At 52.4% G+C, this 22,916-nt stretch carries 23 protein-coding genes and 2 pseudogenes; 16 read left to right on the top strand and 9 right to left on the bottom strand.

Translation table 11 applies throughout. The features are described from left to right. Nucleotides 1-15 precede the first annotated feature (15 nt). Nucleotides 16-1,182: a restriction endonuclease gene (locus tag J1G34_RS03695; protein WP_222993346.1), complete on the bottom strand. Its 1,167-nt coding sequence runs from the start codon at nt 1,180-1,182 to the stop codon at nt 16-18. Nucleotides 1,183-1,661: 479 nt separating this feature from the next. Here J1G34_RS03695 and J1G34_RS03690 point away from each other — a divergent pair, with 479 nt between their 5' ends. Next, nucleotides 1,662-2,672 (top strand): hypothetical protein, encoded by a 1,011-nt coding sequence (locus J1G34_RS03690; protein ID WP_222993344.1) that lies wholly within the window; start codon nt 1,662-1,664, stop codon nt 2,670-2,672. Between the two features lie 566 nt (nt 2,673-3,238). Here J1G34_RS03690 and J1G34_RS03685 read toward each other — a convergent pair. The 4 genes from J1G34_RS03685 to J1G34_RS03670 all read right to left on the bottom strand — a co-directional run bounded on the left by J1G34_RS03685 (nt 3,239) and on the right by J1G34_RS03670 (nt 7,676). Next, nucleotides 3,239-4,522 carry a HEPN/Toprim-associated domain-containing protein gene (locus tag J1G34_RS03685; RefSeq protein ID WP_222993342.1) on the bottom strand — a complete coding sequence of 428 codons (1,284 nt, stop codon included), beginning with the start codon at nt 4,520-4,522 and terminating at the stop codon, nt 3,239-3,241. Between the two features lie 106 nt (nt 4,523-4,628). Then, a complete protein-coding gene (locus tag J1G34_RS03680; RefSeq protein ID WP_262411693.1) occupies nt 4,629-4,883 on the bottom strand; it encodes a hypothetical protein in 255 nt (84 codons plus the stop codon). Further along, nucleotides 4,876-5,379: a 3'-5' exonuclease family protein gene (locus tag J1G34_RS03675; RefSeq protein WP_222993340.1), complete on the bottom strand. Its 504-nt coding sequence runs from the start codon at nt 5,377-5,379 to the stop codon at nt 4,876-4,878. The genes J1G34_RS03680 and J1G34_RS03675 overlap by 8 nt, the downstream gene beginning before the upstream one ends. Nucleotides 5,380-5,417: 38 nt before the next feature. Further along, on the bottom strand, nt 5,418-7,676 hold the full coding sequence (locus tag J1G34_RS03670) for an nSTAND3 domain-containing NTPase (protein ID WP_222993338.1): 2,259 nt from the start codon (nt 7,674-7,676) through the stop codon (nt 5,418-5,420). Nucleotides 7,677-7,943: 267 nt separating this feature from the next. Here J1G34_RS03670 and J1G34_RS03665 point away from each other — a divergent pair, with 267 nt between their 5' ends. From J1G34_RS03665 to J1G34_RS03645, 5 genes are all read left to right on the top strand, one after another. Continuing rightward, the gene (locus J1G34_RS03665) at nt 7,944-9,674 is read left to right on the top strand and encodes an ATP-dependent nuclease (RefSeq protein WP_222993336.1); all 1,731 of its coding nucleotides are present in this window, start codon (nt 7,944-7,946) and stop codon (nt 9,672-9,674) included. After that, nucleotides 9,664-11,079, top strand: a complete 1,416-nt coding sequence (locus J1G34_RS03660; RefSeq protein WP_222993334.1) for a UvrD-helicase domain-containing protein — start codon at nt 9,664-9,666, stop codon at nt 11,077-11,079. The genes J1G34_RS03665 and J1G34_RS03660 overlap by 11 nt, the downstream gene beginning before the upstream one ends. Nucleotides 11,080-11,165: 86 nt before the next feature. Continuing rightward, a complete protein-coding gene (locus tag J1G34_RS03655; RefSeq protein ID WP_222993332.1) occupies nt 11,166-11,933 on the top strand; it encodes a hypothetical protein in 768 nt (255 codons plus the stop codon). Nucleotides 11,934-12,067: 134 nt separating this feature from the next. Then, entirely contained in the window at nt 12,068-12,436 is a 369-nt protein-coding gene (locus J1G34_RS03650; RefSeq protein WP_222993330.1) for a hypothetical protein, read from the top strand. Nucleotides 12,437-12,564: 128 nt separating this feature from the next. After that, nucleotides 12,565-13,119, top strand: a complete 555-nt coding sequence (locus J1G34_RS03645) for a restriction endonuclease (RefSeq protein ID WP_222993328.1) — start codon at nt 12,565-12,567, stop codon at nt 13,117-13,119. Nucleotides 13,120-14,023: 904 nt separating this feature from the next. On the opposite strand, the gene J1G34_RS03640 is transcribed toward J1G34_RS03645, so the two are convergent. After that, nucleotides 14,024-14,578 (bottom strand): hypothetical protein, encoded by a 555-nt coding sequence (locus J1G34_RS03640; RefSeq protein WP_236418337.1) that lies wholly within the window; start codon nt 14,576-14,578, stop codon nt 14,024-14,026. A gap of 298 nt (nt 14,579-14,876) precedes the next feature. Here J1G34_RS03640 and J1G34_RS03635 point away from each other — a divergent pair, with 298 nt between their 5' ends. The 4 genes and pseudogenes from J1G34_RS03635 to J1G34_RS27565 all read left to right on the top strand — a co-directional run bounded on the left by J1G34_RS03635 (nt 14,877) and on the right by J1G34_RS27565 (nt 17,891). Further along, entirely contained in the window at nt 14,877-15,344 is a 468-nt protein-coding gene (locus tag J1G34_RS03635; protein ID WP_122681282.1) for a helix-turn-helix domain-containing protein, read from the top strand. 325 nt (nt 15,345-15,669) lie between these two features. After that, nucleotides 15,670-16,671, top strand: coding sequence for a metallophosphoesterase (locus tag J1G34_RS03630; RefSeq protein WP_222993326.1), 1,002 nt, complete (start codon nt 15,670-15,672; stop codon nt 16,669-16,671). Between the two features lie 68 nt (nt 16,672-16,739). After that, nucleotides 16,740-17,348, top strand: a pseudogene (locus J1G34_RS27065) (histidine phosphatase family protein); the annotation flags it as partial. A 27-nt stretch (nt 17,349-17,375) separates the two neighbouring features. Beyond that, a complete protein-coding gene (locus J1G34_RS27565; protein ID WP_459077110.1) occupies nt 17,376-17,891 on the top strand; it encodes a DUF7693 family protein in 516 nt (171 codons plus the stop codon). 212 nt (nt 17,892-18,103) lie between these two features. Here the strand turns inward: J1G34_RS27565 and J1G34_RS03620 are convergent, their stop codons facing one another. Continuing rightward, nucleotides 18,104-18,568, bottom strand: a complete 465-nt coding sequence (locus J1G34_RS03620; RefSeq protein ID WP_122528465.1) for a DUF3429 domain-containing protein — start codon at nt 18,566-18,568, stop codon at nt 18,104-18,106. Nucleotides 18,569-18,813: 245 nt separating this feature from the next. On the opposite strand from J1G34_RS03620, the gene J1G34_RS03615 reads away from it, so the two are divergent. The 6 genes from J1G34_RS03615 to J1G34_RS03590 all read left to right on the top strand — a co-directional run bounded on the left by J1G34_RS03615 (nt 18,814) and on the right by J1G34_RS03590 (nt 21,910). Further along, entirely contained in the window at nt 18,814-19,875 is a 1,062-nt protein-coding gene (locus J1G34_RS03615; RefSeq protein WP_222993322.1) for an SDR family oxidoreductase, read from the top strand. A 51-nt stretch (nt 19,876-19,926) separates the two neighbouring features. Then, complete coding sequence (locus tag J1G34_RS03610) at nt 19,927-20,136, top strand: hypothetical protein (RefSeq protein WP_065945829.1); 210 nt, start codon at nt 19,927-19,929, stop codon at nt 20,134-20,136. Beyond that, complete coding sequence (locus tag J1G34_RS03605; RefSeq protein ID WP_065930955.1) at nt 20,133-20,564, top strand: hypothetical protein; 432 nt, start codon at nt 20,133-20,135, stop codon at nt 20,562-20,564. Before J1G34_RS03610 ends, J1G34_RS03605 begins: the two co-directional genes overlap by 4 nt. Before the next feature lie 90 nt (nt 20,565-20,654). Beyond that, nucleotides 20,655-21,230, top strand: a complete 576-nt coding sequence (locus tag J1G34_RS03600; RefSeq protein WP_347709489.1) for an SH3 domain-containing protein — start codon at nt 20,655-20,657, stop codon at nt 21,228-21,230. 121 nt (nt 21,231-21,351) lie between these two features. After that, on the top strand, nt 21,352-21,747 hold the full coding sequence (locus J1G34_RS03595; RefSeq protein ID WP_032901075.1) for a hypothetical protein: 396 nt from the start codon (nt 21,352-21,354) through the stop codon (nt 21,745-21,747). A 31-nt stretch (nt 21,748-21,778) separates the two neighbouring features. Beyond that, nucleotides 21,779-21,910, top strand: coding sequence for a DUF2256 domain-containing protein (locus J1G34_RS03590; RefSeq protein WP_083221774.1), 132 nt, complete (start codon nt 21,779-21,781; stop codon nt 21,908-21,910). Between the two features lie 42 nt (nt 21,911-21,952). Here the strand turns inward: J1G34_RS03590 and J1G34_RS03585 are convergent, their stop codons facing one another. Both J1G34_RS03585 and J1G34_RS03580 read right to left on the bottom strand, forming a co-directional pair. Then, the gene (locus J1G34_RS03585; RefSeq protein ID WP_003191435.1) at nt 21,953-22,318 is read right to left on the bottom strand and encodes a histone-like nucleoid-structuring protein, MvaT/MvaU family; all 366 of its coding nucleotides are present in this window, start codon (nt 22,316-22,318) and stop codon (nt 21,953-21,955) included. Between the two features lie 171 nt (nt 22,319-22,489). Further along, a pseudogene (locus tag J1G34_RS03580) lies at nt 22,490-22,915 on the bottom strand (methyl-accepting chemotaxis protein); the annotation flags it as partial. Nucleotide 22,916: the final 1 nt, after the last annotated feature.

The raw sequence follows: 22,916 nt of genomic DNA, 5'->3' as shown, positions 1-22,916 counted from the left end.
GACTTATGGAAAAGGTTAGGCGCTTTCTTCCTCGGCCTGGAAGGCCTCAATGAGTTTCTGGTTGTAATCATCCAGATAACTCTGAAGCCCATCCCGGTCGATCAGCCGCACGCCCGCCGTGCTGGCCAATTCTTTTGCAGACTTTGTGTAATAGGAATTCGTGACTACCATAGCCTCGTCGCACCCGTAGAACGCTTTAGCAGAGATGGCTTGCTGCACCGCCGCGTTTCCTACAGAGCCAGAGTAGTTCTTAGCCTGGATGACCATGTTTTTACCGAATCGGGTAACGAAAAGGTCGGCGCCTTGATCAGCCGTCTTCTTGGTCTCTTTGACGTCATAGCCAATGGTCTGGAAGATCTCAACCAAGAAGGCTTCAAACTGAAACCCATCCATGGCATCCACCAGGTACATAGTGATGAACTGATTCGGATTAAAATGCTCTAGCTGAGATCCCAGCCGCTCGACGAGAATATCGAAATAAATCTCTTCGCAGAGGCTCAGGCCATTCCGAAAAACCGGTAGCGGGAGGAGTGGCACACCAGATGTCGAAACCGCTTGGGGGTTGAATTGCACATTGGGGAAAGCTACGTCATTTTCCCACAGGTAGTAATAGAACAAGGCCAAGTCAGACCTGAAGGTCGTTCCTGCCTCTTCAATCCAAGAACGTAAGGTGTCGGCAAGGTCAGTTCGAATGTGTCGCGTCAACTCTCTGGAGAACCCCAGATAGGCAGAGTTGAAGGCGGTGGTCTGTAACAGCTTGTCCAGAAGAGATGGAAGCCCTTCAAGCTCGTCAAAGCCTTTGCGAATCAAGACTTCCCTGAACAATTCCCTCTCGCTGTACACACCATCCAACCGTGGGCCGGGTACGCCTGCGTCATCGCTGCTACCTGCGCGCTCGCGGGTGGTGTGAATGAAGTTCGTGAAGTACGGCTGCTTTAGCTCCGAATATTTTCTCAATACGTTGTTGAGAAGATCGTTGAGCTGGGCTTGCTCCTTCTTCTTCCCGAAAAAGTCTTGAATCAAGCCTTTGGATCTGTATTGAAAGTCGGGGTAAAAGGAAGGATCCAGTGGCGTAAGGTGGCGCAGCGTGAGCTCTGATGATGGCGACACCTGAGAGCCCATGCACCATGGGCACGCTGTCTCTAAGGTAGTCCTATTGCATCCATTGCATTGGTAAATCATCGCTTCGATTCCTTTCCTGAGTCATCGCGCGGTCTCGCGCTTTATCGTGCAAGCGAAAATAGCTCACTGCCATCACTCAGTCCATCAGCCTATCTTCATTGCAACGCGCTCGAGTCAGGATTAGAAGTATTCCGCCCATTCAATGCCCTTCTTCAGCTACTCGATGGCTCTGCTAGCTCCGCCTACAGCAAGCCCGCCTCGCTTAAGGGTAGCTATTCCTTTCCTAGTGCCGTGCTCTGCCGAACCACCGACCATATGGCGACAAGCGACTATCTCCGTTTGACAGCTATGGAGAGTGGGGATATTTTCTCTACCCACATGGCTGACCCCATGTCCATAGGCCACCTGTGGGAATCAAACAGTCGTAAAAGCAGAACTGATGTAAAGCAATGCAAATGAAGCGCTTTTCCAATTTGGCAAAGGGACTTTGTTTAGTGGCCTGACACTGTCCAAAACCCAAAATTTTGGAGAATGTGCTTATGAACACGAAATCAAAAAGCCTGCAAGAATTCACCCTCACAATCCTGGGTAAAGAACGGACACCGATTCAGCAGAAAGTCTTTGACAGCAATGACTTTATCCTGCCTGGCACACGGGTTGGCTTTGACAACCATGAGCCAAAAACCCGCAAAGACAAGATGAACGCCTGGGCACGAGCCCCTCTGAGTGAGCATGACATCGAGATCTCAAATCTCATGCATCTGCGCAACCCATTCGATCATCTCGTCAAGGCGATTGATACCTCTAAGCTCACACTTTCGATTCCCTACAAGGGCATCAAGGTCAAGGTAAAAGACCTTCGCGAGGCTGCTCTCAAGGCTGCACCGGAGGGTACGAAGATAGGTGTGGCCTTCGATACCTACGCTAAAGAGCAATACGGTCACTCCTATTCTGATCTGGTCAGCGATGCCCGTAAAAAGGTCATCGCCCGGTTCAAGGCCGCGTTTTCGGAGAACCTTAGTCAGCATCCGATGAGCGATGAGTACCACAAGGACAAGGATATTTTCCTGCACCTTCCTGTGTGGACGCCTGAAGCCACCCTGAAGGAATACAAGTCACTCGCAAAAAAAGGTCACGTGTACTCTCAGTACCTGGCAGGCCTTTTCCTAGCTTCGGACGCTGGTGGCTACAAGGTTGAGTGTGTTGAGTACCTGCTTATGGCGTATGAAAACAAGCAACCCGAAGCTATACGCGTGCTCGCTGAGTTTTTGCATTTCAAGAAAGACTACTACGGTGCTGCGCAGTGTGCGCTTCTGTCTATCGACGGCGGCGATGACTATTCGACGGAAATCTTCCGCGATGTGCTCGGCGATGCCACTCACCGGATGATGCAGACGAGTCATGGTATGGTGCCGCTTAGCCACGTGATCATTGAGACCCTTCGAGCACACGGGTTCGACTCAATCCTGGGGGAGCACTTCAGCGAGTTCAACCCTGACCCACAACCGCAAATGCGTATTCCTGTTTTTCTCAAAGGGGGTCGGTCATGAGCGGCGTTCAGATGTGGGATAGCAACGGATCCGACGAAGAGCTGGAAGATTTCGAGTGCCTCGATTGCGGGTGCATCACGTCAGAGGCTGATTTCGAGTCAGTCGACGATGAGCTGAACCGGCAAAGCCCGCGCTGCCCTAGTTGTCAGAGCGCGCACCGGATCTCCCGTGAAGAATGCGAATGTGGCGAGCCGGCAACGCATGAGGTTGAGTCAGGGTTCGTTTGCGACGATTGCCATGAGCACTATGTCAGCGGGTACATACGAGACTAATGCTTAGGGGTGTGGGGCGTGCATACTTGCTTGCACGCTCCCACTTACAGATGATACTTCGAGCATTCGACTTTCAAGCTCACTTGTCGATAAGCGTACGATTGATGGGAAATAATGTAGATCGGTCGACCACTGAAATCGAAAAGGTACACGGCCCGAAAAAGCTTACCGGGAAACGCAACGAAACTATCGGATTGCCCATCGGCCCAGGATCATCCAGCTTAGCGATTGAAATCATTCCTGCTGCTGTTAACAGAGAGCCGACCCAGCAAATGCGTCCCAGTTAAAGCTTCTTCAACCATACTCTTGCGCTGAAATCTTTCCAATCGCAAAGCATTCTTGAATCAAAGCATCTAGAAGTGCGCTGAGCTTAGAAGTGTCGTAGTCGCCGTTCAAAATGGACTTGTCGGTCTGCTTAAAAAAGTCTCTAGCATAGCTCTCTTTATGCTCAAGAGCTCCATGATATGCATTCAAGTCTTTTTTGTAAGTCGTCCACACTACCTTAGCCTGAGGATAACCACTTATTGTCAAATCCAAATAACACTCAATTGCAGCTGCTCTCTTATTAATATCAGCCATCGACTCCCCGCCTGGCCCCTTCGTTAAGAATGACTCGAAGGCCTTAAGCTCTGGCAACAGCATTACTCGCATATTTGCCAACAACGGCATTCTTGTTATCTTCAAATATGCTTCATAGCCCTCAGCGTCATTATCGAAAACAAAAATAACATTATTTTGGATATCAATCTTTATTAGACCATCAGCAAACTTCACCAAGCCTCCAGTCCCCGGAAATGGATGGCTTTCGCTAACATCGATAAATCTAAAAAAATCCTCAATCTCAGGCTTTAGCAGATGTAGGGCATGTTTTATTATATGAACATCAGAACTGCCTTCAGTGGCGATTAGGAACGCATGCTTTCGGCCAGCTCCTGGTTGAAAATCAGCTTCTTCAGCATAACCTTCCTCGACAACTGGCCCCCAATTCCAAAGGATTTCTGAATCCAAATTTTCCTCACACTCCGCACACACTCGCAATACTGCATAAGGATGAAGAAAGCCAACAAGAGCGCCAAATAGACTCGTCTCGGAATAAGCCAGATTATTGATATTAACGGGCACTTTTGAGGTTCTGGGGTCGTTAACGAATTGTTCTGTCATCACGAATTTAGAATCGTACGATCCGTCGAGAGCTTTAAGAGGATGACTTTTTACAAATTCGCAAAACTCGTCAAAGCTCAAGAAACTGCCAATGAGCTCTGCTTCCTCGGCCTCAAGAATTCTATACAGAGTTTCTTCCCACTCCGAAACATAGGAGTCGTATTGTTCTCGTACCGCTTCCAGTGTGAATCCTAGAAGCTCTAGTCTAGGGAATACGTCTTTAAGCAAGGCACACATCGATCTCTCCATGGAAGCAACGAACTCCGAAGGAAGGTCTGGATAGCTGTAATCCAGCTGGTCGCAAGTGACTCGCTTCTGGTGGTGACTTTGAAATAGCTGCCCATGATCATTACCTGGGCCATTTTTGCTCCAATCGATGCACACGCCTCCCATTTTCAATGTAACTTCCGTGCCCATCTTCTATATTTCTCCTCAAATCCATCAATTCTTAATCGTCAACGGCATCTGACCCATCGCACAACGGCGCGTGACTGACATTAGGATGCTCGCTTGCAAAGTACGCTCACGCCATGCTGGTGAATACTGCCTCGCGCACAATGCTCATCCCGGTACTGTGGCGCTCAATCAGAACTGCTTTGCGGACAGCATCGATATCGACGCTTTGATGATTCCGGTTCAAGTCGACGCGCTCTTGGTCTTCGATGTCGTCTAGGACATCCAGAATCGCGGCAGCCTTCGGATCGCTTGGCATCAGGTGCGACAGTGTCCAGAGAGCTTTGCGCCTGACAGACTCACGTGTACGAAGATCATCAGCCATGTTCAGTGCCTCGATTGGAACCGGCAGTCAGTCGACGATAAAGGTCGGCTAAGAGGCGAACATCCAGCAGCGCGTGATGTGGAAGTTCGGGGAGCGTCCCGTTGCCGATATCATCCGCTTCAAGATGCCTGCACAGCAGGATCAGGTTGGTTGGACGATTGGCGACGTTAGCTGGCCAACGATGATTTACGTAGGCCAATCGGCAGAAGAGATCCCAGTCCCAATCCGGAGCGTCCGAGCAAATCTCGAGCAGGCCTTCAAGGTTGCTCAGGAAAGCGAGCAGTGAGGTTTGAGCTTCGACCAAGGTTTGCCCGTGCGCAGCTAGATTGAGCTGAGGCAGGACGTTCTGGATCACGAAGTCGCTGCAGTCTCCGACTAGGTAGGTGTCTGTGAGTTCGACGTAGTATTCATGGCCGGCTTCGGACACGAGTGCCAGGGAAATCAGCTTCGTGTCTCGGTTGAGCCGAGTGAACTCACAGTCCAAAAATAGCTTCATCCTCTCCTCCGTAGTCCTTTAACCTTGGTTTACCTGGTCTAAAGATCGACATCGTCGAAGATATTCCGCCCTCCCCCTTGCGCAGAGGGCCGGATTAAATCGCTGCGTCCGACTGCAGGTTCTTCGCCCCGCTCCTGCGAAACCTCACTTATCCAATCGTCAACTCGACGCCTTTGGATATCGACCACATCCTCGACCCCGGGCCATTCCGGGAAGGCCGCACAGATCCCTTCTAGCTCATCAATGAAATCAGTAAAGTGGTAATCAGGATCGTTTTCATAGGAATACGACTCCTGCAGGGATTGGCGAACTCTGTCCAGGTCAGACAGTACATATTTCTGTACATCGCTGTAAAAGTCTTCACGCTCGTGGCTAGTGAAGAACTCATGCATATCGTTATCGTAGATGTGCCCGAGCTCATCATGATCAAATACAAAATCCCGAATCTTGGTGGAAATCGCTTCTCTCGCTGACTCAGGTAAGAGCCCTTGCCGTAACAGACGGAGAGCTAGATCAGACGACCTCGTGAACAGGTTTATCGCGAAGTCACGAACCAAGCTGGAGTGCAGCTTTCCATCGGTTTTCGAATAGAGCTCTAAGAACACGTCATTTGTCCTGCGCTGCAGAAAAGAATACAACCTTCCCCGCCTCGTGCGCTCCATGTCGCCCTCGCATGCAACGTATTCACAGCACCGGTTCGCGATTTCTGCGAACATACTTGAAGGTAAAATCGTAGCGTTTTGAACCCCTGTGTTGCCGCATATCACCAGTTCCATCAACCGCTCAATCGGTGTTCCATCCACAAAAACCTGCAGATGTTCAGGACTCTGGGCGAGTATCAACGCAAAAGCATCCCCAATCGTAGGATGCTTATATCGCCAGAAACGTCCATCAGCCGTATCTGCCATCTGAAGAAAACTACCCCGGAGGCTCTCCAGTGCTCGGATACACCCGGCCTGGCTACCGCCCAGCCTTTCAATTGTCTGCATCTCGCCGCTAGACAGACTCACCGGGCTTTCGATTGCTCCATGCTTCATGTAGAGAAGAGCAAGTGCGGCCTGGTTCTCGTCATCCATGCCCTGCATCGTCTCGACGAGCCATCGCTCCTGCTTAGCGACAAATTCGTCGATATTTTTCTGGTCAATCTTTAGCGCTTTGGTGAATTCAACGCTTCCCAAGCGCCGAGCAGTCTCGGGAGCGAACCGACTGTGAGCTGCCACTCCAGGAAGAAACCCCTTCAAGATCGTCCGAACCCGCTGTGGTTGGTTTCCAAGCTTCACATGGTTGTAGAGGATTTCAGACTTTTCCTGGGAGGTTAGCTCTTTCACGTCGATGACAACCTGACTCTCTTCCATCAGAGGAAATGCTGTTTTCTTGAGGTCACGCCGTGCGCTGTTGTAAATGTAGTCACGGCTGGTCAGAACTATCCGATGCCCACCTCGGATCATGGCCGTGAGAGCAGGAAGAATTCGGTTCCACTCCATCACCAAGTCTGCTTCGTACTGCATCGCCCCGAAGGCGTCATCAACCCATACGAACTGCGATGCTTCTTCGGTATTCCAGTGATCTCTAATCTGCTCAGGCCTCTCCAGCTTCAATACTAGGCTTCCCCATTTATCCATCGCACACATGGCCATGAGTGAGGCAATCGTTGTCTTACCTGCTGCGGGCTCTCCAACCAACAGAACAAAGCCATGCTGCTGAAGGGCTTGAAGCGCTTTGCGATAGGTGCCCGTCACCACGAGCTTTGAAAGGTCGGGAAGCTCCGTCAGCAACGCCTTCGTCTGCTTGTACCGTCTCTCATCCAAGATCTGGCTAAGGTCGCCAAGGCCGTAGAGTCGGGGCACATTCATGCGCAGATCACTGTTCACCTGGATCTTCTCGCAGATCCAGGTCGAGCCCAGCAAAAGCACGTGCTTGGCCCCAGCATCCTCAAACGCCAACCGTATTTTGAGATTGCTATCCCCTGTCCAGCCTGCGTTTGTCATCAGGACATAGACATCACACTTTCCTTTGGCGACGAGTCTGCGCACCTTTTCAAGCTCACCATTCACATCAGATAAAGTGAGATTGTGATCACGGCGCGATGTGAACTTGCACTGGATGACGAATTCGCCTGCATACACTTCGTTTGGTTGAGGAGACCACGTTCCCTTGAACCCACCATCGCGGCCTCCGTCATTTCCTTCAAGGAAAGTCTCGACTGTCTGGCCCAAAACGGTTGAAGCTACCGCCATGCACAGTTGCTGAAAACTATGCCAACCTAAGAGATGAAGGTCGTATTTTGGGGGCGTCATGGGCATTCGATCCTTGCAGCAAAATCTAGAGGTAGGACAGAAGCCATCATAGCGGAACTGCAATAATCCTGGGCTGTGGTAGCAGAAGCCGCACTTAGACAACCGCGACCCACCGTTCCACACGTGGTCTTTGCAGCCTCGGGGCACTTGCAACTTATCTGCGCAACATCCTGAAAAATTCATATCTCCACCGAGTGGTGACATGCAGGCACAAGACTATGCTCAGGGAGACATTAGAACGGATGCTGGGAAGAGAGGCCCAAAACAATGGCAAGGATTCGCAAGCTTGAGATCCAAAATTTTCGATCTATCAGACTTCTCACGTGGACACCTTCTCCAGGCATTAACTGCCTCATAGGCCCAGGTGATAGCGGAAAATCCAGCATTCTAGATGCCATTGATATGTGCTTAGGAGCACGCCGAAGCGTGCCCATCGGGGACACAGACTTTTATGGTTTGAATGTCACCACGCCAATTGTAATCAATACGACCATTGGCGCCCTCCCAGATGATCTGATCAATCTGGACACGTATGGAGATTTCCTGCGCGGATTCGATCCCGCCACAGGCAATATCGAGGACGAACCTAGGATGGGTCTAGAAACCGTTCTAACACTCCGACTGAAAGTCGACAGTGACTTGGAGCCCGTTTGGACTCTCCATTCAGAGCGAGCCGCCGAGCAAGGACTGGAGCGTGGTCTCGCGTGGAAGGATCGGGCCCGTCTCGCGCCTGCTCGCATCGGTAGCTTTGCCAGTATGAATCTGTCCTGGAGTCGTAACTCAATATTGAACAAGCTGACGGAGGAGCGCGCTGCGCTCGGTGGAGCGCTAGCCGCAGCGGCCCGAGAAGCTCGAGCAAGCTTTGGGAACCAGGCAGGAGTAGAGCTTCAACAGCCGTTGCAAATCGTCACCGAAACCGCAAACAGTCTTGGTGTACCCATCGGTGGTGGTGCTCAGGCACTGCTTGATGCGCACTCTGTATCAATTGGAGACGGCGCCATAGCCTTACACGATGCGGACGGTATCCCTCTTAGATCGCTTGGTACCGGCTCGTCCCGACTTCTGGTTGCAGGTCTTCAACGGCGAGCAGCTCAAGCGGCCTCCATCGCGCTGGTAGACGAAGTGGAGTTCGGCCTCGAACCACATCGATTGATACGTTTTCTGGACTCAATGGGGGCAAAGGAAAGTGTACCGCCCCTCCAGGTGTTCGTGACAACTCACTCCCCGGTGGCTCTACGAGAGCTATCGGGCAATCAACTTCATATCGTGCGTAAGCGAGGTGAACAGCACGAAGTACGCCTGGCAGGAACGTCAAACGACGTCCAGAGCACGCTGAGGGCTGATCCTGAGGCTTTCTTGGCAAAGCATGTGATTGTCTGCGAAGGCGCTAGCGAGGTTGGTCTCGTCCGTGGCCTGGATCTTTACTGGGGAACACAGGGACTACCCTCATTCATGGCGCTGGGAGGAGCCTATGTCGACGTTAACGGCGGCTCTACCGACAACTGCTACAACCGGGGTCTCGCTTTACTCGGACTGGGCTATCGCGTCCTCGCCATCGTTGACGCTGACAAACCACCCACCCCAGGGGTTCTACAAAGCTTTCTCGCTGCCGGAGGACGGTCGATAACCTGGGGAGTTGGCCGTGCATTGGAGGATGAGCTTTTTGCCAGCCTGCCCGACGCGGCTTTGGATGCCCTGATCACCAAGGCGCTCGAAGACCCAGGCCAAGAGCTGGTAGCTGAACATATCCGGTCGAAATCAGAAGGCCGGCTGTCCCTGAACGAAGTGCTTGATAGCCGCCAACAGCTCAACCCGTATCAACCTGAGCAGCGCAGGTTTTTGGGAATCGCCTCGCGGATCAGGAGGAATGGATGGTTCAAGTCGGTGACGTCCTATCAATACGTAGCGAAAGACATCATCGGGCCCCACTTGGCCAACTCAAATGTCGGCTTCCAGCAAATCATCAACGGGATAAAGGATTGGATTCATGCCGCCTGAGATCCGCCTATTCGACTTCCCTCGTGGCTCAGTTACTGCCCCAGCTGGCTGCGGAAAGACCCAGCTTATTGCCGATACCCTAGCCGAGCACCGAGAAGCCAAGCCGGTACTCGTGCTCACCCACACCAACGCCGGCGTCGCTGCTTTGCGGAACCGTTTGAAACGGGCAGGAATACCCGGCGCGTCCTATGACATCCGCACTCTGGACGGATTCTGCATTCGTATCATCAGCAAGTTTCCGATGCGAAGCGGGCATAATCCAGCGATTCTTTTGCTGCTGGATCGTCGCAATGACTATCCCGCAATTCGAGCAGCTGCAGGGCAGTTGCTGAGCGCAGGTCACATCAGCGGAGTGTTGAGGGCCACCTACTCGCGAGTAATTGTCGATGAATATCAGGACTGCAACCAAGCTCAGCACGTGATCGTCGCCTGGCTTGGCCAAGCGCTACCTACCTACGTTCTAGGCGATCCTATGCAAGCGATTTTCGGCTTCGGCGGTAATCGGCTGGTCGATTGGAATGACGATGTACTACCTCACTTTCCTGCTATCGGGATGCTGAACACCCCATGGCGTTGGCGCCGTGTAGGCAGGGAAGATATCGGCACTTGGTTACTCCAAGCTCGAAGGCTGTTGGAGGCCGGGCACTCAGTCGATTTGCGGGGTGCTCCTGCCGATATCCAGTGGATTCAAACGACGCATGCAAACGCAGATCAGCAACGCCGGAATGCTGCCATGGTGCGCGTGCAGGAAGGGGAAAACGTACTGATTATTGCAGACCCCATTAACGTAAACAGCCGCCATCGACTGACAAGCCAGATACCAGGTGCGACAGTCGTCGAAAACGTGGAGCTGACCGATCTCGTCAGCTTCTCAAGAAACTTCGATCCGGGCGTGGCGGGAGCGTTGGATGTCCTGGTTCGATTTACTGCAAGCCTAATGACCGGCATCGGCCCAGCTGCCTTGTTACCTAGAATTCAAAGCATCCTAAGTGGTAGGAACCGTACTGCGCCCTCCCCGCTTGAACACGCCACAGTCACATATGGTCAAGCGCCGAGCTTAGGAAGTGCCGCTGAGCTTCTAGAGCGATATTCGCGACTACCTGAAACCCATTTGTATCGCCCAGAAATGCTGAGATGTTGCGTAGCTGCGTTAAGAATGGCTATGTCAGGAACGCACACCTTCCATCAGGCAGTTCTTCAAATTCGTGACAAGGCCAGATTTTCAGGTAGGCCATTAAACCGTCGAGCTGTAGGCAGCACATTATTGCTGAAAGGGCTTGAGGCGGATGTAGCGGTGATCCTTGAACCTCAAGGGATGGATGCTCACCACCTCTACGTCGCGTTGACGCGAGGAGCCAAAAAAATTCTGATTTGCTCGGGCACACCTATTCTGCAGCCGGCCTGAACTGCAAAGACAACGCAGTGGTACCAGTTCCGGATTGATGAGCTTCCGCTTTGCTGAGAAGATCAGGTCTTTGATATGGAAATCTTATGCGCACCGCGCTACATCGAATCACACGCCAAGTTCTGACCGCTGCTCGGTATGAAGAAATTTATGGTAAGCCCATTGACGGGGCAGGTAATGAGCGGCACCGTGATTACGCGCTATGCGATATCTGTGACCAGGACGTTTACCTTCGCGCTGAGCATAGCCAGCACCGCATCCCTAATTTTAGCCACCTAGGCAATAGCAGCTTCTGTCCTGCAAAAGACTTCAACGCTGAGGCATATCGAAGGCTCAATCCGGTCGACGCTGACCCGCAAGCAGCACTCGCACTTAAAAACGCATTTTTCAAGACTTGGAAATTTCACTGGGTGGAGTTTAACCGGATCATTAAGTACGCCTCGATTTACGACTTCAGCAAGATACTCAAATACGCTAGCCGCCATGGCATGTGGGGTTACCGAGGAATGCGCCTTCAAGATGTGCTGGCTGTGCTGCTGACCCTCATGGACTTCATGCCATTGCCGAAAGATAAGCGCTATCTTCGGGATTACGGCTTCAGATTTTTCTATAAGGGCAGCGTTTCGAATACAAATGAGTATTGGAATCTGCCTGAGGGCCGCCGAAGTCTCATGCAGGTTAAATATGAGTTTCCTGGAAAAACAAGAACGTTCCAAGAGGTGAACATTTCTTCAAAAAATGACGTAATTTTTGATCCTGGATATTTGACTGGTGTTTATGTCGAGCAACCGCCTGTAAATTCATTCGTGGAGGATTTCATGGCGAAAGAGTTTCCGAACCTTTCGGGCCTCTAATTGGAAAGATTACTCGACGCAACAAGCGGTACCGCCCAGTACGAGACTAAGTTGAAATAGTGGGTTTGCTTCGGCTGCCCCGGATACTGCTACAACCTCGCGTTAACAATCAGCTCTGTTGCATGGAGGTATCGATGGAAAGAAAGAAGGTCGCGTTGGCAGAGGTCAACTTGTTTTTGATGCACCTGAAGCAACGAGCTCTGATTTGCTACTCGATGGTTGCTGGTGGGATGATCACCTTAATTGCCGGAATTGTGATGCTTTTCGTCGGAGTTGCCGGAGAGCAGGTCATCTGGTTTGAGTCCCCGAGCATCAAGATTACTGCCGGTGGCTTCGGCGCAATCACCATGCTGGCTAGCTTAACCTGGGGTTTTTTCGCTTATAAATCACGGCCAGAAATCAATTATATGGGCCTTACCAGAGGCATGTCCTTGACGAGAGAAGAGATTAAACGCGGTGAGCAGGTCAGCTCGGACGCCAAGCCTAAGCCGGTAGGAAAATAGGCTACACATTGGCTGAAAGCAACGCATAACCCTTTACCGGCTACACAACGGATGTGCTCGACTCTTTTATAACTTCATCGCTCACTAGCCACAAGCTGGACGGCAACCTCTCAGTTTAAGGACGACAAATGTTTCCACCGATGGCGAACCCCAATCTCGAAATCAAAGCCACCGAATTCGAGCGGTTGGTCAGGGACTGGATCCTCAAACAGGGTGGTGAGCTGACATCCCTAGAGGTTACGCACGACGCAAAAGTCGAGGCCTACGACTCGACCTACCAGATCGACGTGCTGGCGAAATTCCAAGCTTTTGCAGGCGCCGAATTCATCGTGCTGATTGAGTGCAAAAAATACCGCAACGCAGTCGAACGGGAGCTGGTTCAGGTACTGCACGACAAGGTGAGATCCGTCGGCGCTCATAAAGGAATGCTGTTCACCACATCAGGGTTTCAATCGGGTGCGATCAAGTATGCAACGGCACACGGAATAGCCTTGATTTCGATAATCGATGGTGTAGCTACCTATGAAACTCGCTCTGCGTATTCAGTTGCGGCGAAGCCACCGAGTTGGCTCAACCTTCCAAAATTTGCGCTCTGGCACGTCGGTGAAAATGATGCCGGCAACATCACGATGAAATCCTTAGGGCGCGCTGATACGGAGCTCAAGGAGATCTTCGGCGACTAGATATCTATCTCGAGTAAGGATTCTTGGGATGCAGAGCTCTGAAGGCTCTACCGCCCTCATTGGCACCAAGGGCCCCAAGATGGTGGATTCTCGATGATATCAATGGATGTACTGAGTTCGTGCTGCATGTGTTCGAAGACCCTATCGAGACTTGAATGTGCTTTCGATTCTCGCAGTGCATTCACTAACGCCAGAAGCTCTCGCCCTTGGGCTAGCGGCATCTGGATATCGCAGTACACTGTGTCATCGTCTTTTCCATGCCCTCACCCGCTCAGTCTTTTTTAGATTTATTTCTTGCGGCCCGATGCTGCTCCAGGTGTCGCATCTCTGCTTCCCAACTCGCAAGGAATTTATCCCAGCCTGAGGCGTATGGCCCATCGACCAACCTGGTCGACCCGACGCTTGCCTGGTAGAAACGCTCTCTCCAGGGTTGCGGAATGGTATGTTCCAAGATGATATCGATTCCGGAGTGATGACGCTCCACCGAGACAGAATTACGAACCTCAATGAGTTCGAGAGGCTTCTGAGTAGAGGACGTAGCGTTTAGATCTAGGTCGTCGAGCTTATCAAGGGTGGCAAGGAGCTCGGATGCAGTGGGATCGCCAGGACGGAGGCTGGCAAGCGCCCACAGAGCCCTTCGCCTAGCGCCCTCAAGCTGACGGAGTTCATCGTGGGTCATTTCAGCCGCATCCTTGTTGATTTGATATCGGGCAGTAGCTATGGCGTGCCGCCTGCGGCGGGTGGCTGGCGTGAACCGAGCCGTGGCAAGCCACGTCTCGGCCCTCCGGGCTTTCATCCAGCACGCCTGCGCGCTCCGCTTGCCTGATACTCGCATGGAAAGGAAATACTGGCGCAGCGAGTCCGAATCCGGGGCAGGTGCAACCGTCCCCTAGGTACAGGATTATTACTTATGGAGCTTACTGAAACGACTCGATAGCACTGCAGCTTCGGTAGTCTCCCAAGCTTCAGGGTCAGACGTAGCGTTGAACATCACCCATGCCCTCCACAGGAAAAAGGCGGCAACCAAGCTCGACTCAATTACTGCAAATACCGTAGTGGTATACATATAATCTGAATTTTCCCCGAAGAAAAACAGCACTGGAAATATCGAAGCTATCCAGCCGGCGACGAAAGTTAAGCAAAATGCGATGGCCGCAGTGACCGTCAGGAAAAGCGGGACTTGATATCTATACTGGGTTGCAAATGATTTCTCGCCGTTTTGCTTTGCTAAGCCGTACAAAATGCCTGTGTTTTTTTCTTTGTCATTATTTCTTTTAAACAAGCCATATAGAGTTACACTCTCGCCGACCTCTAACTCTTCGTAAAACTTGTTCGACACTTGCAAATTCGGGATAACTGCACCATCAATGCTGACTTTAGCTTTATGTCCGCCGTTCATTCGATCAACAGATCGGACGTAGTCAACTTTTCCTGAAACTTTCACGCAATCGAACTTCATCACTCACTATCCCTGCCTTCGCTTAAAAAACCGCATTCAGTTCATGCCAGGAAGCCTTCTATGATGGTTGCAGGGAGGCATGCGGAGGCTATCCAATGCACGCTCTATGGAGCGGCTCGCATCAAGGCCACCGAGCCATGTCCCACCACCCGCTCTCCTGATCAAACCATCGCCCCTGACACCGTGGCGCCTTGATCGACGACCGCCTGACAAACCTAATGCCACGATAATATCACCATAGTCTGTTTATCGAAACACGCTTGCCGTGGCTCTATCCTCAGTTTTGAGGATCCGACTCATGCATCTGAAAGAAGCGCTGGCAGGAGCATTGCGAGGAGCTCGTGCTCATCAGGGGTTGAGTTACGAAGAGTTGGCGGGGGCAACGCACAGAACGTACGTGGGGAAGCTTGAGCAAGCCAGAGCGAATGCGACGTTGGAGAAACTGGACGAGATCGCTGACTACCTAGGACTCGACCTTTTGACTATGGTCACTCTCGCCATTGCTGCGCAGGGTGAAGAACTCCCTTCAGAGGCTTTACAGCGTACTGCCTTGCGCGTCAGGGAATTCGAGATGTCTGGAGGGTGGCAGTTGGTGGAGGAGCAATTTAGTGACGGAAAGCTCATCAAGCGCTCCCAAGGCAAGCCAAAGCGGCCCGTTAATGCGAATTACATTCGAGCCCTGAAAACGCAAGGTTTCGACAAAAAAACAATCGCTGAAAAACTCGGCATTGCCAGAAGCACAGTCCAAAAATATTGGAATACATAAGTCTGCAGAACATCAGCAACCTTCAATCTGAGCAAATCGCGATTTATGGCGCGCCCTATCGGGTCGGCTGTCGTAAACCATGCCATGGCTGACGCCAAGTTATGGCCCTCTGGGCTTCCATCCTCGCGTCTCCGGCCTTACTGGCCTGCGCGCTCCGCTTGCTCTGGTCATTTCAATCGACGGAAGAAACTCGGGATTCCTCAGCCCTGCGCACTGGAGTTTAGTCATCCTGTCTGTCCATATTTCTGTTGGAAGGTGCGGTCGCGGGGTGGACAATACGGGTTTGGTCACTTGGTAGGTGGCCATTGAGGAAGGAAACCCGCGCATGAGTCAGAAAGTCCTGAGGCTTCCCCGGAACGAGGCCGGTCGCGACTTCGTCGTCGGTGACATCCACTTCAAGACGATTGATCTTCATAAAGGATTGTTGAAGCTAGGTTTCGACAAAACTATCGACCGAGTCATCGGAGTGGGTGACCTCATAGATCGCGGGCCGGGAGTCCTCGACGGTCTGAAGCTTCTTGGTGAGCCGTGGTTCTTCGCTGTTCAAGGTAACCATGAGCAGATGCTTATCAACGCTTACAGGGAAAACCCCAGCGCTCGTTATGTAGCTCATGGTGCAGGCTGGTGGTCGACCATCGCTGACGAATCAAAAGAGATGGTCATTGGGAAGCTCGAGAGCCTTCCCACAGTCATAGAAATCGAGTCCCCTCGCGGTTTGGTTGGCGTTGTTCATGCTGATGTCCCTGCCGGGATGTCATGGGTCGAGTTTACTCGAGACATATCAATCCCTGCTGTAGAAGAGATCGCGCTATGGGGGCGCGAGCGGATCAAAAAGCACCATCGAGAAGGTGTCAAAGGGGTCTGGCGTGTGTGCACGGGGCACACCTGGATTCCAGAGCCTGTTCGGCTAGGGAACGTTCTTGCACTTGATTGCACCGGAGGGGGTGAAGGGCCACTAGCTGTCTATTGCGTTCAGGCGGACACGATTTATGTGGAGGGGCGCCCCGTGTCACTTGACCAGTCGGAGGCTGTTACCGAGCTACTGGACGAACCTGAGCAGGCTTTAGGTCATCTTAAGGCCACCACCAACGCTAACAAGCTAATTGAGTCACAACGCTTGAGCCATGAGGCCGACGAGTTAGCTCGTCGAGTGAACACTACCTGGCAGACTTTGCGTTCGGAAATTGGTGAGTCTCAGAAGTTGCTGAATGCGCTTCACGGACTCAGCTTGCTCACCGGCGAACGAAGGGAAGCTAAACTCGAAGAACTGAAATTCAAGCATGCAGGCACCCAGATTGAGGGATTGCTGTCGAGGCTTCTTGATTGAAGGTTGAGTACCAGTAACCTTTGGGATCTAAGAGAAATGATGGCCGAATCTGTGCGAGTAGTTCGTAAATGAAGCATGTGAGACTAATACGACATGGAGAAAGCGCTGCGAACGCGGGCGAAGCCACTTTAGATCACGCGACTATTACTCTCACCCCGAAAGGAGTTGAGCAAGCGCAGCTGGTGGCATTGTCGTTCAACCATGCTCCGGCTTTGATCGTTGCCTCGCCTTTCACCCGAGCGCACTCAACCGCTATGGCGACCGCAGCGGTGTTTCCTCATATCCCTTTTGAAACTTGGCCCATCCAAGAATTCACTTACCTTGAACCCGCACGGTGCACTGGCACAACCGTCGCTGATCGGCGCGAATGGGTGGAGGCGTATTGGGCCAAAGCAGATCCTCGTTTCAGGGATGGTGAAGGCGCTGAGTCATTTCTAGATTTCATAGCTAGAGCTCAATCGTTCCTGGAACGTCTTGCTGAACATGCCGCCCAAGACATCGTAGCTTTTTCGCATGGTCAGGTTATCAACGCTGTAGCCTGGCTGATTGAGCGCAAGCCGCTCGGCATTGATGGCGCAGCTATGTTGGACTGGCGTGACTATGAGATCGATAACCACGTGCCCAATTGTGGTGGGTGCCTGCTTTCGATAGATCCGGAGGAATCCGGCTGGAGAGTAAGCCGGTCAGCCACTGAGAAGCCACGAATGGATGCCGCTTGGCCCGTGCCGGGCAGAGCCTATCAAGTCGCTCGTGATCCTGAGCGCCTGCTCATTGAAGATCGTGCCGAAGCTCTCTCAGTCGCAGGCTATCCGCTGCCAGGTGATGATCCGGCTATGTACGCTGAGCAAAGGCTGAAAGCTGCCAGAACGGCAGCTCGTTCATCCCAGGTAGGTAGCGTTAGCGAAAACACTGCGGCTGAGCTATCCGCAAGAGAGGTATCTCAGGTACTGAGGGAGGCGATTTTCGGTCGAAGCGTTATGAGTAAGGTTGGTCATGAATCGTGGGACGAGATTTATTCCGGCCACTTCCAGATCAATGTAGATGATTGGCAGATGTCGATTTATAACGACTGCGATCAGCTGGATTACTGCGAAGAATGCGTCAGTCCGGATGGACGGCGATGGTCGTTTGACGCGGGGGATAGATTTGGAACAGATCCCATTGCGTTGCTCAGCACATGGGAACATCAGACGCTTAAGCGTCTCCTGAAGGCGCTCTAGGGAGCCAATGTCGAGCGGGCCTCTGCGAGGACGGCTGTCGTGAACCAAGCCTCGCCGTTGCCGAGTCTTGGCCCTGTGGGCTTCCATCCTCCCGCCTGCGCGCTCCGCTTGCTACTGACCCCATGTCACCTTTCCACGAGCCAAGAGGCCCAACAGCCTCGCCTTAATTCAGACGCGGTGCTTGGATGGAAGTGAGTCGGGCACACGAGACTTCACGAATGAAGCGCCTCAACGAGCGCGGCAAGCAGCAAGCAGACGCTCGCCACGAAGGTAAGCCGTAATCGCATCGGCAGGTACCAGGCGGGCAAGCTCATAACCCGCAACAGCTGCCTGTCCTGCCGGAGGTGGATAACAAAGCCGATGACCAACAGCAAGCAACCCAATGGCATTGGCAATAACGTGGCAATCCAAGCAATAAGTGCAGGAGTGACACTCCAGATAAACCGGTCGGAGCGTTGCTCGGCGCTTATGTCTTGCACGCTCATGGCGAAGCCCCAGTGCAAGGCTCCGACGAAGCTCAGGATGACTGCGCCATAGTTAACAAGCGCAATTTCAAACAATGGCCGATAGTCGAGAGAGAACGGGATCAGCAGCGCCAGAAAAATAAACGGCAACAGACCGCCATAACCCAGCAGGCTGACGCGCTTTGGCATAGAGGTTAAAGGCAACGCGTTCATTTGTATTCCTTACGCAGTGAGCGACACTCAAGACTCTAGGCCCAAAAGCCCTGCTTGGGCGAAATATTGATGGCAAGGTGGGCTACATGAGAGCCCGCTTAAAAACGGGAGACACCATCGCTACAAATACTGGAGTTCGGGAGGTGTGTTCGACATCCTCTTACGACGGCCCCCCGTACGGATCCGGTTTAGGTTGAACCTCTGTTACTTAGGAGGACTCCCAAATCTAAATCCAGGATAAACGTATGACCCAGACAGCTTTGGTTGTGGGCGCCAGTGGCATCGTCGGCAGCGCCATCACTCAGTCACTAATCGACAACAAGTGGCAGGTCGCCGCGCTATCGAGGCACCCGTCGCAATCGCAAGGCGTGATCCCCGTCGCGGCAGATCTCCAAGATCCAGCTTCGCTGGAAGATGCGCTTGCGGATCTGAAACCTACTCATGTGTTCATCACCACATGGTCACGGCAAGCTACGGAGGCCGAAAACATTCGCGTTAATGCCGCCATGGTTCGCAATGTGCTCACCGCCATTCGCCCAGCCAAGAGCGTCGAGCACGTAGCATTGGTCACTGGCCTGAAACACTACCTCGGCCCATTCGAAGCCTATGGAAAAGGCAGCCTCCCGCAAACGCCGTTCCGCGAAGAGCAGGGTCGTTTGGACGTTGAGAATTTCTACTACGCCCAAGAAGACGAACTCTTCGTTGCTGCTGAAAAGGACGGTTTCACATGGAGCGTTCATCGCCCGCATACCGTCACCGGGGTTGCTGTAGGTAATGCTATGAACATGGCAACTACCCTCGCCGTCTATGCCTCGATTTGCAAACAGACCAATCGCCCTTTTGTGTTTCCCGGATCAAGGGTGCAGTGGGACAGCCTCACCGATATGACGGACGCCCGGCAGTTGGCGAAACAACAAATGTGGGCGGCCACCACACCGGCTGCGGCCAATCAAGCATTCAACGTCACTAACGGCGATGTATTTCGTTGGAAATGGATGTGGAGCCGAATTGCCGACTACTTTGACTTGCCTGCCGCCGATTATCCCGCTTCACTCTCCCCTCTTGAGAAGCAGATGGCTGACGATCAAGCCCTATGGACGCAAATAGTCGCGGAGAACGGCTTGAAAGAATCCGATATTGGTCGCCTGATATCCCCATGGCATACCGATGCAGACCTCGGTCGACCAATCGAAGTAGTAACGGATATGTCGAAAAGCCGTGTCATGGGCTTCACTGCCTACCAAGCGAGCGATCAAGCATTTTTCGATGTGTTCGACAAACTACGCGAGATGCGCTTGATACCCTAGGTCGTGCCACAACGGATATGCTCAGATGATTCCAAGGAGAGGAGAGGGAAAATGGCAAGCGAATATTCGTTATCAGACGTTCTGGAAAGAATGTACCAAAATCAGCTCGCTCTCGAAGCTGCACTCATGGAATTGACCCTCCATGTGGAGGCTCACGGACATGCGGATGTAGGAAACAACGTCCGTGGTGCCCTTGAAACCATTGGCGAAAACGCCGGACATATCAAGCAAGGTCTAGCCCGGCTCAAAAAACTCCCATGAGGCAGCCGCTTTTTGATTTTGATCTCAAACGTGTCTCACGCGAGCACTACGTCACAGGGAAAGCAGCCATCAACTTTCCGCATTCAGGAAGCACAACGGGTGGTTGGCATTACCTGTCCTACTTTGACCGAGTGTCCGGCGTAGCCAAGGTATCTCTCGCGGGTATTCACTATCCTGACACCACCGCCTTCTTTAGCGACCTGGGCATCATCGATGTCACTGAGCAAATGGCGAAGCCTGGCTGGTCTGTAGAAGGTCGACAGTTACACATGGCGGATCACTATCGAGCCGCCGCCGACATGATCAAGCGGTGGGCATTTAGTGAGTCTGCTAACTGCAATCTCGAGGTTGATGAGTGGTTCCCATCCCCATCAGAGAAACAACAACTCCTTAAGGTACTCGACGTGGCAGAGCCGGAGCTCTTCTAGGTTGGCAGGCTGCAGAAAGTGGAGGCTTGGCTAAGCTTGCAGTGAATACCGGCACGCAACCAGCAGCTTGGTGCGAACTGTACGAGGGCAATGGATATGCGCAAAAAATCCCAGTCATGGTTAGTCCCGCTTGTAATTCTCTTCGTGGTCTTTTGGGCAATAAGCAAGAAAGACACGCCTCCCGCTAAGGTTCCGCCCAACAAGCAGCCCACGCCGAACGCCTTAATTTCTGCTCCGCTACCAGCGATCCAGCCAGTACAGAGCGTACCAGTCGATCAGTTTGTAAATGCGGATAGGTTGAACCTGCGGAACCAGCCTGGAGGAAAGGTTATCTCGACCTTGAAACGTGGCGACAGGATTCAAGTCTTCGAAAAGAAAAATGATTGGGTTCGCATCAGCGTGGATGGTCAGCCAGCTAAATGGCTATCATCTAAAAGCCTCTGTGACGGGGCGAATTGCTACGCAGTCTCCAAGCAGGAACCAGTGCGTCAGACGAGACCTGCTCCTCAGCCTATTCCTCGGCAAACGCCGAGCTATGGATCCTCTTGCCCTTGTTCATGCGGAAACGTCTGTATCGGGCTAGAGGCGGTCGGTACTGCATCACTTCTGGGGGGAACAAACGTTACGGTGTTTGATTCCATCTCCATCACAGCACACCAGTCCTAATGGGCTGCGGCGACTCGCAGGGAGCTAATGGGCACAGCGACCTCGATGGTGTAGTCCATAGCCACCATCCTATAATCCGTGCCTGCAATCTCCCCAGGAGCTAATCACTATGGAAGCGAATATGCCTCAGCCTTGGTACAACACTCGTCCTGCCCCCGTCTTCATGATCGTCTTCTACTGTTTCATCGTCCTGCTTCAAGCTGGCGTCTGGGTGGTGGAGGAAGGTTTCGAGCAAACTCGCTTTGGTGACATTTCTATCTCGGTGTTTCTCAATATCTGCGTAGTAGCGCTGCTGATGTTCGTTGGCGGCTTGATGCTATTAGCCAGGAAAAAGAGTAGTTCGCTTTGCTTCATTCTTGCCTTGGCGTTAGGTGTAACGTTTTCCATTAGCCGAATGGGCAGCGGTTCTATAGTCCACCTGCTCACCCTTCCGATGTTCAAGGAGTACGCTTTGGTTTTCGGGATCTGGGTTTACAGCCTTCAACTGCGCACCACCGGATACTTCTTATCGAAGTAAACTGCTGACCATCATCAACGTGGGTGCCAGTGTGAAAAAGAGCGAGCTTCCGGTAAAAACATGCCTTACGTGCGGCCTTCCTTTCACTTGGAGGAAGAAATGGGCGCGCTGCTGGGAGGAAGTTCGTTATTGCTCGGAGCGCTGCCGGCGCACAAAAAGTTGAGCCAAAAAAGGGCCATTAGGGGCCCTTTTCTATCAATAGAGATTACTTCGCGAGCCAAGACTCTACAGTCGCCGCGCCGTGCTCACTTTTCCAATCTTTCAAACCTTTGTGATTGCCGCCCTTCGTTTCGATGACCTCGCCGGTATGCGGGTTCTTATAGACCTTTACCTGACGGGCCTTACGCGTACCCGCTTTCGGCGCCGCTACCGGAGCGCGTCGACCGGCTTGCGGATCAAGCAGGTTGATCACGTCTTTTAAGCTGTAGCTGTATTTTGCGAGCAAATCGCGGAGCTTCGTTTCAAACTCAATTTCTTTCTTGAGGCCTGCATCGCCCTTGAGAGCTTCGAGCGCCTGGAGTTGTTCAGCTAGATGTTTTTCGAGTTGGCGGAATTCTGCGAGTTTGGACATGGGAGTTTCCTGAGTAATTAGTATTGTCACGTTACGAGAGAATAGACACTCGCAGGAAGGAGAAGACTCAACTCTTAGACCCCTATAAAATGCTGGGTGTTAACGCGCTATCGGTAGGAGCGTAAGCAAAAGCTGGAGGGAGGCAACAAGTTGAGCTCCCCTTCTGTCGCGTTACAGCTTGAAACGCGAAACGACAGTACGCAGTTGCCCAGCCAGCAGCGAGAGTTCTTCCGCAGTCACAGCGTTGTCCTCTATCCCCTCCATCAATGCAAGGCTACCGTTACGAATCTCGGTCACATTGCGATTTATATCCTCCGAGACGGCGTGCTGCTGAACCGCCGCGCTGGCTATCTGGGTGTTCATTCCTACGATTTGCTCAACGCCGTCATTGATTGCATCCAGGCTGGTAGAGGCCTGATCAGCGGATTCGATGCACTCCTGCGCGCGTAGTTTTCCCGTTTTCATTTGCTCGACGGCGTCGCCTGTTGCCAGTTGCAGCTCTTGGATAATCCGGCGGATCTCTTCAGTGGAGTTTTGTGTGCGCGAGGCCAGAGTTCTGACCTCGTCGGCGACCACCGCGAATCCTCGACCCTGCTCA

The organism is Pseudomonas sp. Wu6 (assembly GCF_019891515.1).
GTDB lineage: Bacteria > Pseudomonadota > Gammaproteobacteria > Pseudomonadales > Pseudomonadaceae > Aquipseudomonas > Aquipseudomonas orientalis_A.
The sequence above is the reverse complement of the archived record's forward strand: the minus strand, read 5'-3'. Positions and strand labels throughout refer to the sequence as shown.

What these genes read in the sequence shown, in the direction of transcription:
- J1G34_RS03605 (WP_065930955.1), top strand. Translation starts at nt 20,133, where the DNA reads ATGAGGCAGCCGCTTTTTGATTTTGATCTCAAACGTGTCTCACGCGAG.
- J1G34_RS03645 (WP_222993328.1), top strand. Translation starts at nt 12,565, where the DNA reads ATGTTTCCACCGATGGCGAACCCCAATCTCGAAATCAAAGCCACCGAA.
- J1G34_RS03610 (WP_065945829.1), top strand. Translation starts at nt 19,927, where the DNA reads ATGGCAAGCGAATATTCGTTATCAGACGTTCTGGAAAGAATGTACCAA.
- J1G34_RS03670 (WP_222993338.1), bottom strand. Translation starts at nt 7,676, where the DNA reads ATGACGCCCCCAAAATACGACCTTCATCTCTTAGGTTGGCATAGTTTT.
- J1G34_RS03660 (WP_222993334.1), top strand. Translation starts at nt 9,664, where the DNA reads ATGCCGCCTGAGATCCGCCTATTCGACTTCCCTCGTGGCTCAGTTACT.
- J1G34_RS03600 (WP_347709489.1), top strand. Translation starts at nt 20,655, where the DNA reads ATGGATATGCGCAAAAAATCCCAGTCATGGTTAGTCCCGCTTGTAATT.
- J1G34_RS03695 (WP_222993346.1), bottom strand. Translation starts at nt 1,182, where the DNA reads ATGATTTACCAATGCAATGGATGCAATAGGACTACCTTAGAGACAGCG.
- J1G34_RS03665 (WP_222993336.1), top strand. Translation starts at nt 7,944, where the DNA reads ATGGCAAGGATTCGCAAGCTTGAGATCCAAAATTTTCGATCTATCAGA.
- J1G34_RS03690 (WP_222993344.1), top strand. Translation starts at nt 1,662, where the DNA reads ATGAACACGAAATCAAAAAGCCTGCAAGAATTCACCCTCACAATCCTG.
- J1G34_RS03655 (WP_222993332.1), top strand. Translation starts at nt 11,166, where the DNA reads ATGCGCACCGCGCTACATCGAATCACACGCCAAGTTCTGACCGCTGCT.
- J1G34_RS03675 (WP_222993340.1), bottom strand. Translation starts at nt 5,379, where the DNA reads ATGAAGCTATTTTTGGACTGTGAGTTCACTCGGCTCAACCGAGACACG.
- J1G34_RS03585 (WP_003191435.1), bottom strand. Translation starts at nt 22,318, where the DNA reads ATGTCCAAACTCGCAGAATTCCGCCAACTCGAAAAACATCTAGCTGAA.
- J1G34_RS03635 (WP_122681282.1), top strand. Translation starts at nt 14,877, where the DNA reads ATGCATCTGAAAGAAGCGCTGGCAGGAGCATTGCGAGGAGCTCGTGCT.
- J1G34_RS03620 (WP_122528465.1), bottom strand. Translation starts at nt 18,568, where the DNA reads ATGAACGCGTTGCCTTTAACCTCTATGCCAAAGCGCGTCAGCCTGCTG.
- J1G34_RS03595 (WP_032901075.1), top strand. Translation starts at nt 21,352, where the DNA reads ATGCCTCAGCCTTGGTACAACACTCGTCCTGCCCCCGTCTTCATGATC.
- J1G34_RS03650 (WP_222993330.1), top strand. Translation starts at nt 12,068, where the DNA reads ATGGAAAGAAAGAAGGTCGCGTTGGCAGAGGTCAACTTGTTTTTGATG.
- J1G34_RS03685 (WP_222993342.1), bottom strand. Translation starts at nt 4,522, where the DNA reads ATGGGCACGGAAGTTACATTGAAAATGGGAGGCGTGTGCATCGATTGG.
- J1G34_RS03680 (WP_262411693.1), bottom strand. Translation starts at nt 4,883, where the DNA reads ATGGCTGATGATCTTCGTACACGTGAGTCTGTCAGGCGCAAAGCTCTC.
- J1G34_RS27565 (WP_459077110.1), top strand. Translation starts at nt 17,376, where the DNA reads ATGGATGCCGCTTGGCCCGTGCCGGGCAGAGCCTATCAAGTCGCTCGT.
- J1G34_RS03615 (WP_222993322.1), top strand. Translation starts at nt 18,814, where the DNA reads ATGACCCAGACAGCTTTGGTTGTGGGCGCCAGTGGCATCGTCGGCAGC.
- J1G34_RS03640 (WP_236418337.1), bottom strand. Translation starts at nt 14,578, where the DNA reads ATGAAGTTCGATTGCGTGAAAGTTTCAGGAAAAGTTGACTACGTCCGA.
- J1G34_RS03630 (WP_222993326.1), top strand. Translation starts at nt 15,670, where the DNA reads ATGAGTCAGAAAGTCCTGAGGCTTCCCCGGAACGAGGCCGGTCGCGAC.